The 12,051-nt window shown below is 28.3% G+C and carries 10 protein-coding genes; all 10 read left to right on the top strand.

Going from position 1 to position 12,051, the window contains the following annotated elements; genetic code table 11:
• Positions 1-626 precede the first annotated feature (626 nt).
• The 10 genes from R3342_RS13365 (at position 627) to R3342_RS13320 (ending at position 11,759) form a co-directional block, all read left to right on the top strand.
• On the top strand, positions 627-1,781 hold the full coding sequence (locus R3342_RS13365) for a hypothetical protein (RefSeq protein ID WP_318940864.1): 1,155 nt from the start codon (positions 627-629) through the stop codon (positions 1,779-1,781).
• A gap of 157 nt (positions 1,782-1,938) precedes the next feature.
• Positions 1,939-4,146: a S41 family peptidase gene (locus R3342_RS13360; RefSeq protein ID WP_318940863.1), complete on the top strand. Its 2,208-nt coding sequence runs from the start codon at positions 1,939-1,941 to the stop codon at positions 4,144-4,146.
• A 160-nt stretch (positions 4,147-4,306) separates the two neighbouring features.
• Positions 4,307-4,897 (top strand): DUF6624 domain-containing protein, encoded by a 591-nt coding sequence (locus R3342_RS13355; RefSeq protein WP_318940862.1) that lies wholly within the window; start codon positions 4,307-4,309, stop codon positions 4,895-4,897.
• A 148-nt stretch (positions 4,898-5,045) separates the two neighbouring features.
• Positions 5,046-5,561, top strand: a complete 516-nt coding sequence (locus tag R3342_RS13350) for a hypothetical protein (protein ID WP_318940861.1) — start codon at positions 5,046-5,048, stop codon at positions 5,559-5,561.
• A 257-nt stretch (positions 5,562-5,818) separates the two neighbouring features.
• Complete coding sequence (locus tag R3342_RS13345) at positions 5,819-6,940, top strand: TlpA disulfide reductase family protein (RefSeq protein ID WP_318940860.1); 1,122 nt, start codon at positions 5,819-5,821, stop codon at positions 6,938-6,940.
• A gap of 158 nt (positions 6,941-7,098) precedes the next feature.
• Positions 7,099-8,616 (top strand): serine hydrolase, encoded by a 1,518-nt coding sequence (locus tag R3342_RS13340; RefSeq protein WP_318940859.1) that lies wholly within the window; start codon positions 7,099-7,101, stop codon positions 8,614-8,616.
• A gap of 549 nt (positions 8,617-9,165) precedes the next feature.
• A complete protein-coding gene (locus R3342_RS13335; RefSeq protein ID WP_318940858.1) occupies positions 9,166-9,984 on the top strand; it encodes a hypothetical protein in 819 nt (272 codons plus the stop codon).
• Positions 9,985-10,113: 129 nt separating this feature from the next.
• Positions 10,114-10,695 carry a hypothetical protein gene (locus tag R3342_RS13330; RefSeq protein WP_318940857.1) on the top strand — a complete coding sequence of 194 codons (582 nt, stop codon included), beginning with the start codon at positions 10,114-10,116 and terminating at the stop codon, positions 10,693-10,695.
• Positions 10,696-10,863: 168 nt separating this feature from the next.
• Positions 10,864-11,286 carry a hypothetical protein gene (locus R3342_RS13325; protein WP_318940856.1) on the top strand — a complete coding sequence of 141 codons (423 nt, stop codon included), beginning with the start codon at positions 10,864-10,866 and terminating at the stop codon, positions 11,284-11,286.
• Positions 11,287-11,348: 62 nt separating this feature from the next.
• Positions 11,349-11,759: a hypothetical protein gene (locus R3342_RS13320; RefSeq protein WP_318940855.1), complete on the top strand. Its 411-nt coding sequence runs from the start codon at positions 11,349-11,351 to the stop codon at positions 11,757-11,759.
• Positions 11,760-12,051: the final 292 nt, after the last annotated feature.

Here is a 12,051-nt window from a genome sequence, read left to right as displayed (position 1 = left end):
GAGTAAAAGCCAGTTGCCAACAATGTATAAGCAAAATTGCTAAATCAAATGAATAGAGAAATCCGACAAACAAATAAACAAAATAACAAACATCGGAAAATTACGGTTTACCAACCGCAACTTTCATTATACTAACCCGTTGCCTTTAACTGTGGAGAAGACACAGATTAAATTAAGAAAAGATAGTTTTTGTAGAGAAATAAGACTAGAAAATCTACTTAATGAAACGTGAAAAGGATTAATATTCTTAAAAAAATAGAGCAAAAGCTTCAAGGAATGTAAGAGAAGTCTTAAGGAACGCATGAGAAACCTTAAGGAATGGAAAAGTAATCTTAAGGAACACGTGAGAATCCGTAAGAAATAGAAAAGCAGTCTTAAGGAACGCATGAGAAGTCGTAAGGAATGGAAAACGATTATAAAAAATAGATAATAAAGTTATAAACTATGAAAAAGGATTTAAACAAAACGACAAAAAAACAGCTAAAGGGCAACAATGCATATAAAAAATTGCTAAATTTGGATACCTATGAAAAATTGCGAAACCAAAACTAACAAATTATATTATAGGAAAAGTACGCTTTCACAAGCGCTACTTTCCATATTCTAAAACGTTGGGGGTAATTACGATGAAAAAGAAATTTCTTACATTAACGATAATATTTTTAGTCCTTACGAGTGAATTGATTGGACAAAATTTAGATGGAATTTGGTTATCTTCTTACACTTTAGAAACTACAAAAAAACATATTCCTCACAGACCTGATTCAGTTTTTAAAAAAGCTTACTTGATTTTAGACTTTATTGATAATGAGAATGTAATTTTTAAACCTTTGGGTAATAAAAAAGAAATTAAGAAATATTCTGTTGATAAAAACAAAATCCAAATTAGAATTGAAAATGATTTAATAAAAGGAGAATTTTCAGAAAAAGAAATAATACTAATTCTTGAAGAAACAGAAGAATATATTATAAAAGCTTATTTAAATAAAATAACTCCATCAAGTTTAATAACTGCTCAAATACCTGACACCACACTGTTCTTTAATTCGAGTTGGTCAATTGAATCAGAACCTAAAACTGAAAATTATGGCGTAAAATTTAATTTTTTGGATAAAGACAGTCTCGATTCTCTAGATAAAAACATCGTTTTAATTATAAAAAACAAAGGTTTATATGGATATACCGAAAATGGAAATTACAATATTGATTTCTATAAAAATCATTTTTTTATAGGCATTTTAAATAGACATACGATTGAAGAAAACGTTTATCATTTTTATAAATTAGAAAATAACATATTCTATGCTGAGACATATGAAAACTTTTACTCATTTAAAGACCCACCAAAGCTGTCTAAAATTAAAATCCATAAAACTGAATATTTAACAACTAAACAACAAAAAGATTTAGAATCTAAATTAAAGGGGAAATGGAAAGCAATTAATAATCCAATTCCATTTGACTCTATAAGTTCAAATTATAAAAAACTAGAAAATCAATCTTTTGAATTAATATTTAAAGAAAGTAATGACTTTGAGTTAATAAAAAAAGGAATATTGGTTAATGAAAATCTAAAAGTTCCTGAAACAGTTATTATTAAAGGAAAATGGGAAATTAGTAAAACTGGAAATTACATTAAACTAAAACCAAATGATAGTTGGGAAAAATACATTACAATTGAGAAGTTATCAAATGACAATTTAAAGATATTTTATGATGTTGAGACATTGGAAGAAAACTCTCACTTTTCTAGTCGAACGTTAATTGAATTAACAAAATAACTATCCCCAACAATGCGCATAAAAAATTGCTAAATTCTAACAAATATGATATTTAAAACAATTAAAAAAACTATTTTTAAACATCGGAAAATTGCGTTTACAAACCCGCAACTTTTCATATTCTAACTTGTTTTCTGCAAGTTGAAAATACAAATCGATGAAAAAAACACTAATAGCATTATTGACAATAATCTCTTTTAGCTGTCAAGCACAAGAGACCAAAAAATACAATCTCGGATTTGAAAATCAAAAGGAGAAAGAAACACTTTCTGACGGATGGTTTAAGTGGGGAAACTATGAGCTGACAATAGATGAAGCTACTCATTCAGGAAAGAAATCGGGCAAAATTACATCAGACCAAACAGGAAGTTCTTTTGGAAGCATTGCGTATAAAATACCAGCAAATTATGAAGGCAAAAAAATAAAACTTGAGGGTTTTATGAAAATCAAAGATGTTGAAAATGGATTTGCAGGTTTGTTGCTAAGAGTTGACGGAAATGGTACTTCTTTGGCATTTGACAATATGCAAAGTCAAAAGATTAATGGAACAAAAGATTGGCAGAAATACTCGATAACACTTGATTATCCAGAAGAAGCGGAGAATATCTACATTGCAGGAATTTTATCGGGAAAGGGAGAGGCTTGGTTTGATGATTTTACTCTTTCAATTGATGGTAAAAATGTACAAACTTTAAAAGAAGTAGAAAAACAATTATCAAAAGCACAACTTGACAAAGAATTTGATAGCGGGTCATTAATTGAATTTTCTGATTTGACCACCGAAAATATTGAAAATCTTGAATTGTTAGGTCGGATTTGGGGCTTTCTGAAATATCATCATCCTGAAATTGCGAATGGAAATTATAATTGGGACTATGAACTTTTTAGGTTCTTACCAAAGTACATTAAGGTAGATAACACTATCGAAAGGGATAAAATTCTCATTGAATGGATTGATTCATTTGGTCAAGTAAAGGAATGTAAAAAATGTCAAGCAACCGATAAAAATGCTTTTCTGAAACCCGATTTAAAATGGATTAACAACCAAAGTGCAACTTTGAAAAATAAATTGTTATACGTTTACAACAACCGTTCACAAGGTAAGCATTATTACATTGGAATGACGGCTAATGTTGGCAACCCTGAATTTAAAAATGAAAATCCATATTCAAATATGTCTTTCCCCGATGATGGATTTAGACTATTATCTCTATATCGCTATTGGAATATGATAAACTACTTTTTCCCATATAAACAATTAATGGATGAAGATTGGAATAAAAAACTAAAAGAATACATCCCTCTATTTATAAATGCAAAAAACGAATTAGAATATGAATTTGCTACCATTCAACTTATTGGAGATATTCAAGACACACACGCAAATCTATGGGGTGGAGCGGACAAAATTGATGAATGGAAAGGTTCAAAATATCCACCTATACACGTTCGTTTTATCGAAAACCAATTGGTTGTAACAGATTATTACAATCAAGAACTAAAAAAAGAAGTTGGATTAAAGATTGGTGATATAATTACTAAAATAAATAGTAAGTCTATTGACGAAATTGTAAAAGAGAAGTCTAAATTTTATCCTGCTTCAAACGAACCAACAAGACTAAGAGATATTTCGACAGATATTCTACGCTCAAACTCGGAAAGTATTGAAATTGAGTTTGTTTCAGGAGATTCTAAACATCAAACAAAGACACTTAAACTATATCCAAAAGATAGTCTTAATATTTATCGTTGGTATAGAAAAAGTGATGATAAGTCCTTTAAAATGTTGGACAATAATATAGGGTATGTAACACTTCAAAATATCAAAGAAGAAGACATTTCGAAAATAAAAAAGGAGTTTAAAGGCACAAAGGGAATCATCATTGATATCCGCAATTATCCGTCAACTTTTGTTCCTTTTAGTTTGGGTTCCTATTTTGTTTTTTCATCGACACCTTTTGTGAAATTCACAAACGGAAATGTTGACAATCCAGGTGAATTTATTTTTACAAGCAATTTAAAAATACTAAGTCAAGGTAAGACCTATAAAGGGAAATTAGTGGTTTTAGTCAATGAATTATCCCAAAGTCAAGCAGAATATACATCAATGGCATTTAGAGCAGGAGATAATACAACAATTATTGGAGGAACAACGGCAGGAGCAGATGGAAACGTTTCCGCTATTATGCTTCCCGGTGGATTAAGAACAATGATTTCGGGAATTGGTGTTAATTACCCAAATGGAGAAGAAACGCAACGGATTGGTATAATTCCAGACATTGAAGTTAAACCAACAATTGAAGGAATTAGGAATGGAAAAGACGAACTACTCGAAAAGGCGATTGAAGTAATTTTAAAAGAATAAAACCTGCAGAGAACAATGTATAAAAAAAATAGGCAAAACAGTAATAAATTCAAGAGTTTTGGCTCGTATCAAACTTTGTACTTAAGTGAAAGTTTGGTGCTTCAAAATCGCCTACTTTTCATATACTAAACGTTATGTGTAATATAAACCAAAAAGAGAAATGGAAAAGAAAAAAATATTCTTCAGTATATTAACAGCTATTGTTTTAATGATATCAATATTCCTTTATATGAATAAGGATAAATTTGTCTATGTAGGTTCAGTAGATATTATTGAAGTTGATTGTAGTAAAAAACGTCAAATTTTAAGCGAAGTTTATGAAAGTGATCAAAGAATTAGAAAGTCAAATGAACTCATCAAATACGGTAAAGAAGATCATAGGAATCAAGAATTAGTAATTAGCATTATTGAAAAGTGTGGTATGCCAACATTAAATGAAGTGACTCAAAAACATATGACTGCTATATGGTTGGGGTTGCAACATAGTAATAAAAAAAATAGAAAAAAGTATTTTCCGCAAATAGAGGAAGCTGTAGAAAATGGAAACTTATCTAAACAGCAATATGCATTGATGAAAGATAGAATGTTAATGGATGAGGGTAAACCTCAAATATATGGTTCACAGATAAAAAACGGCAAATTATATAAATTAGAAAATCCTGAAACTGTAAACGAAAGAAGAAAAGAAATGGGAATGGGAACAATAGAGGAATATTTAAAGTATTTCGACATTGAGTTTAATCCGAATTAAAAGTACTACACATAACAACTGGTATATTTTATTGTTTGGTTTTAGCCTACTTACGAAAATCCTCTCGGATTTTCTTGGTCGGTCATTATTTACTAAATTTAGTGCTTAAACACTCAACAAAACATACCAAAAATCGTTAGTAAACATTATGATTAAAAAAATTACAATAATTCTCTTGATAATAATAACATCTAGTTGTAAGAAAGATGATAAGTCAGAAATAATGATTGGAACTTGGAAATTTGAAAACAATCCAAAATATTACTCTGAAACAAAAATTGAGAAAAATCATGTATTAACCTTAAGTTATGATAGCATTGAAATTATGAAAAGTAGAATTAATAAAAGTCTTTTGATAATTTACAATCAAAATCGAGATCCTAAAATTGATACATTTAAATTAGTTTGCCATTCAAAAGATAGAATCATATTAAAAAGAAAATTTATGAATCAGTATTACGAGCTGTCAAAGATTGATAATAACATTCCTGAATTAGACTCAACTAATATTAAAAAATGGAAAAAAAAGACAATTGTTGATTTTCAAAAAAGAGCAAAAAAATACTTTAAAGAAAATAACATTAAAGAAAGAAATGAAACGATTGATACTTTTCATGTTGAATTACCTGAGGAAATTGAAATTCCAATTGATACATTGAAATAAAAAACGTTTACCAACAATGGCTAAAAAAAATTGCTACATTTAATGATTAGAGAAATCCGACAAACAAATAAACAAAATAACAAACATCGGAAAATTACGGTCTACCGACCGCAACTTTCCTTAGCCTAAACCGTTAGCGGTAATTCAAAAAAAAATAACTATGAAAAAATCTGTTTTACTAATATTTTTTGTTGAAGTCTTAGGATTTTTTCTTGCTCAAAAAAATCTAAATATAAGCAACCTAAAAACAAATTAAAATGAAAAAAGCCCTATTCCTATTACTTCTAATTCTTTCTATCTCTTGCAAAAATGAGAAACCAAGTGAGCAGAAACAAACAAATTCTATTAATATCATATTAACAGATTTAAATGGAAAATTATTAATAAAACTTGATAGTATTGATTTAAATAATTCAAAATTTCCAATTGATTCAATTGTAACTCAAAATGATACTATTAATTTTTCTGTTAAAAAATCTAATGTTCCAAAAAAAATGAGAGTATCAATTTATAAAGATTCTCTAAAAAGAGCTGACTTTATTGATTTTTGGATGGATTCTACGAATATAAATATATCAGGGAAATTAAATGATTTGATAAACATTAAAATTACAGGATGTAATTTAAATAGGATAAGTAAAGAGTATAATAATCTTTTTGCTAAACTAAATACTCCTGAACTAATTAAAGAATCTATGTCAGCTAAAACTCCAGATGAAAGGAAAAAGGTAATGGAAAAAGTAAATAATTTATTTAATAATTATAGAACAAAGTTCATCTTTGAAAATCCAAATAATATTGTTTCTTTACATAATATTTTAAGCCTTAAAAATTCCATACCAAAGGATAGTTTAAATATTTATTACCATAAATTAAGCAAGGCATTGCAAAATAGCTATAGAGGAAAACTTTTAAACGATTTTATTAAAACAGAGAAATTTAATGTTGGAGATACAGTTCAGGATTTTTCAGGTATTGACTTGAAAGGAAAAATTGTAAAATTATCTGATTTCAAAGGAAAAATAATATTATTAGATTTTTGGGCATCTTGGTGCGCTCCTTGTCATCTACAAAATCAAAATGAATTTCAACAAATTTATTCTAAATTTAAAAATAAAAACTTTATCATTATTAGTTATTCATTAGATAAAGAGTCAGCAAAAGAGGACTGGAAAAAGGCCTCAAAAAAAGACAAGATAAATTGGGTAAATATTTCAAATTTGAAAGGTTTTCGAGATCCTCTTTCTGTCCAATACAATATTCAATCAATTCCAACAAGTTTTCTAATTAACCAATATGGAGTAATTGTAAAATCATTTAACGGCTTTAATAAAGATAGCTCTAAAATAGAAATGGAAATAGATAAATTGGTTAAATAAAACTACACACAACACCTCATAAAATTTATGCTTAAATTTGATTTAGTACAAAACGACAAACATTCTAACAAACCGATTTGCTATGTTCGAAAAATCTCCGATTTTCCAAACGCACAAATCTTATAAAAATTCGTTGGTAGTAATTTAAAATTAACTTTATGAAAACTTTAAAAAACTCACTTTTCTTAACACTACTTTTTACAACAATAAATTTTTATTCATACGGACAAACAAGCGTACTTTTCAAAAGTTTTCCTGCAAGTACACCAGAAGAACAAGGTATAAGTTCACGGGTTTTGGATAGCCTTATGTATTTTGTAAAGAATACGAATCAAAATATACACCACCTTACTATAATCAGAAATAAACATACGGTAATGGATGCAGATTTTTACCCATACTCATCGCACAACCTTCATGACCTGGCTTCAGTTACGAAAAGTATTACCTCTCTTTTAATAGGTATAGCCATTGATAAAGGATACCTTAAAGATGAGAATGAGCCTGTACTAAATTTCTTTCCAGAGGTTACAAAGCATAATCAACAATTAGATTCCTTAACTATCAAAGATTTATTAACCATGCAATCTGGTTTTAAGTGTGGTCTAGAGGATGGGGAAAAAGCTTTGAGAGACATGCGTAAAACGAATGATTGGGTACATTTTGTTTTTAATTTACCAATGGTCTCTAAACCTGGTACTAAGTGGTCCTATTGCAGTTGTAACTTTTATTTGTTGGGAGAAATTATTTATAGAACTACAAAAATGATTCCGCATGAATTTGCAAAAAAATATTTATTCGGACCATTACAAATTAAAGGCACTCATTGGCTTATAAATTATAAAGGTATAAATCATGGCTGGGGAGATTTATTAATTCATCCTATAGATATGGCAAAGATTGGGCAAATGGTTTTGAACAAAGGAAAATGGAGAGAAAAACAAATCGTATCAGAAAAATGGTTAACAAAATCTTTGGCAACATCATTCAAATTTTCAGGAAATAAAGGGTATGGCTATGGTTGGTGGACAAACGATAGGTTAGGTGGTTATGATGAAGCTGTTGGTAGGGGAGAACAAACTATTTCAATCATTCCTTCTAAAAACATGGTGGTTACAATGCTTGGTGGTGGATATGATCAAGCCATGATTGGCAAGTATGTTCTTGAATCCATTAAGTCTGATAAGCCCTTACCAAGTAATTTTAAAGATTATAAAAATCTAGAAACATCAATAAATGAAGCTAAATCAACCCTATTTTTTAAACCCGTAGAGATTAATAACAATGTTATTCAAAAACTAAATAGAAGAACAATTGTTTTGGATAAGAATATTGCTGAAATTGATTCCCTTCGATTTGATTTTACTTCAAACAAAAAGGGAAGTGTTAGGATTTATGGAAAAAATATTCAAGGAAAGAATACATTTATAATAAGCAAAAGTACCTATGCCATAGGCTCTGATTTAAATGTTATACGTTTGGATCCAAATTTGCATCTTCCTGTTGCATTACAAGCATGGTTTAAGGACAAAAATGAATTTGTTTTACATTTTAACCAGTTTTGCAGGATTAATAACTTTTATTTTCATTTCACTATTAATGGAGATGATTTAACCACTATCATGGAAGAAACAACCAATCATATTAAGACGAATATTAAAAGCTCGTTTAGATAAAAACTACCACCAACATTGGCTATAAGTAATTACTTGTTCTCGCCTACTTCTGAAAAATCCTCGCGGATTTTCAGCTTGGTGTGTACTTACAAAGTTAAGTGCTAAACCACGCAACTACTCATAACCGGGACTGTTGCCTTTAACTGTGGAGAAGACACAGATTAAATTAAGAAAAGATAGTTTTTGTAGAGAAATAAAACTAGAAAATCTACTTAATGAAACGTGAAAAGGATTAATATTCTTAAAAAAATAGAGCAAAAGCTTCAAGGAATGTAAGAGAAGTCTTAAGGAATGCATGAGAACCCTAAAGAATGGAAAACGATTATAAAAAATAGATAATAAAGTTATAAACTATGAAAAAGGATTTAAACAAAACACAAAAAAACAGCTAAAAGGAAACAATGCATATAAAAAATTGCTAAATTTGGATACCTATGAAAAATTGCGAAACCAAAACTAACAAATTATATTATAGGAAAAGTACGCTTTCACAAGCGCTACTTTCCATATTCTAAAACGTTACCATTAATTACAAACGTCGATTTAAAAATGAAAAAAATATTGTTATTACTTATTCTATTTTGTTTGATTATCTCCTGTGAAAAAGAGGCAATAATTGAAAATCATAAAATAGTTTCGTTCAAAAAAACGAATATAAATACTAATTCAACAACAGAATATAAATACATTTATAATTTAAATGGTCTTCTTATTGAAAAACAAACTCCATTGACAAATGAATTAATTTCTTATTCCAATAAAGGTATATCAAGTTGGATTAGTAAATTTTCACAATCTACATCCAAAAAGGAGATTTTTTATTATAAAAATACCCGTTTGGATAGTATCAAAATAAATTACACAGGAGCTTTATCAGGAATTAATTTAATTAAATATTTTTATGAAAACAGTTCGGATATTAGAAAAGTAGAGTACATAGACAATACAATAGTAAATATATATGAATTCAATTATGATAACTTAGGTTATTTAGAAAAGTTAACAATAGATCGTAAATATCAAAGTACTAATCTAATATACTCTTATGAATATGATAAAAATGGAAATATTATCAAAATTTATCTGAATAACCGTCTCAAATCTGAATTTGAATTTTTGAATATTGATAACCCTTTTTACGAAATATCTAGACCATATTTAATTAATATTCCATATGACCCAAGCTTTTCAGAAACAGAATTAATTACTTCAAAAAAGTTAATTAGTAAAGCAAAATATTATACTTACGATGGTAAAATTGAGTCAGAAATTATAAATGATTATAAATTCAACGATGAAGGACTTCCAATATCTGGTAATAGAATATTTAAAGGGCAAGAGGAAAACTTATTATTTGAATATAAATAACTAATGGTAACAACTCATAAAATTTATGCTTAAATTTGATTTAACAAAATGACAAACATTCTAACAAACCGATTTGCTTAGTTCGAAAAATCTCCAATTTTCCAAACGCATAAATCTTATAAAAACCCGTTGCAAGTAATTCCTGAAAAGATAAAAAAAAATAAATTATTCCTACTTTTATTCATTTTAAGTTGGAAAATAATTTTTGGACAAAATATAAATAAAGATTCTATAATTGAGTGGAATCAAAATCGAAAATTAACTTGGTCTGACTTTTTAGATAAACCGGATGACAATATCATTGCAGATGCATTAACAAGTTACAAAATTGAAGTTGTTCCTTCAAATGTAATTGTTGATCAATACGATAGAATCCAAAACTATAATGAGTTAAGTGTAAAAGCAAATTTTTATAAATATCATTCTTGGTATATTGAGAACACAAAAGAGTTACTGGAACACGAACAATTGCACTTTGATATTGCAGAACTTTATGCCCGAAAAATGAGAATGGAATTTATGAAAATGAAAAATAAGAATGAGTCAAGATTCGAATCTTATCTAAATTGCTATAAGCGATTATGGAAAGAGTGTAGAAAATTACAACAAGAGTACGATTTTGAAACCAATAACGGTCGAATAAGAGAAGAGAATCTTAAATGGATTAATAAAATTACGATTGAACTTAGTAAATTTGATAATTATAAATGATTCAACTACTTGCAACAATGGCTATATTGCATTGTAGCGGATTTTCTTTTTCAGAAAATCCTCCTATATTTACTAACATAATTGCTATGGCGGAAAAATCTTAACGATTTTTCCGCAACGACAACATAGCCTAAACCGTTGTATGCAATTACCAATCTGACTCAAAAAATGAAAAAAATAGTACTTCTAATCTTTATCTTAATAATATCAGAATCATTTATAGAAAAACCTGAATTAAAATTCAACTTGATTGGATGTTGGAAAACTGAAGGTTTTTTTAAATATGGAAAGTTTACATTTGACAAAGATGGTTTTGCTTTGATAGATTATAATGACAATCCTATAGGTGGAAAAAAATTTAGCAGAAAAGGAAAGTTTTATAGTCTGAAATATAAACTTGAACTCAAAAGTGAACCTAAACAATTAGACTTGATTTTTACAAATTTGGAAAGCGGAAATGAAATGACTTGGAGAGGAATTATTCAAGTTTTGAATGAGAATAAAATAAGATATGCAAGGGGTGGAAATAATGAATCTAGACCAGAGAATTTTGAGAATATAGAATCAATAATATTAGAAAGAATGAAATAAACTGCATACAACAACTTTGTGCGTTATATTGAGCAACAAAAACTAAATTGAAAATTGATAAAATGAAAAAAAACTTAATCTTAATTGGACTAATTATTGGAATGAATTTAACATCTTCTGCGCAAGAAGTTACGTTGACTAAATCTGAATTGAAAAGTATTTTGTGTAAACAATGGGGAATTGAATACGCAATGATAAATGGAGTGAAAACTGGGCAAATGCCTGGTGCATCTGATTTTGACTTCAAATTTAAAAAAGATGGGAAATTTGATTTAATACGAGAAAATGGGAAAAATGAAAGTGGAATTTGGACTTACGATACCGAAAACAAATATGTTGATCTATCAATTAAAGGGAAAATTACGTCACGAATAAAATCAATCGACAAAACAAAACTGATTATGACTTTAGTTCCTGGAAGAAACGATCTACCCGGATTACCGAATGTAGAAGTACGATTTAAACCAATTTAAAAAATACACCGCACAACAACTGGTATATTTAATAGCTTAGTTTTAGTACACTTACGAAAATCCTCGCGGATTTTCTATTCGGTTTTTATTTGCTAAATTACGTGCTAAACCACGCAACAAATCATATACAAACACGTTGTAAGTAATTTGAAAAAATGTACTTTCCTGAAATAGGTTGACTAAAAATTAGACAACTTAAACAACGAAAGTATGAAAAAACAAAAACCACCCTGTCGAAAAATATCTTATGAAAAAGTAGGTTACGATTTAAAATTACTCATTATTGATCAAG

The organism is Lutibacter sp. (assembly GCF_033723435.1).
Classification (GTDB): Bacteria; Bacteroidota; Bacteroidia; order Flavobacteriales; family Flavobacteriaceae; genus Lutibacter.
Note: the sequence above shows the minus strand (reverse complement) of the source record. Positions and strands in the feature narration are given on the sequence as shown.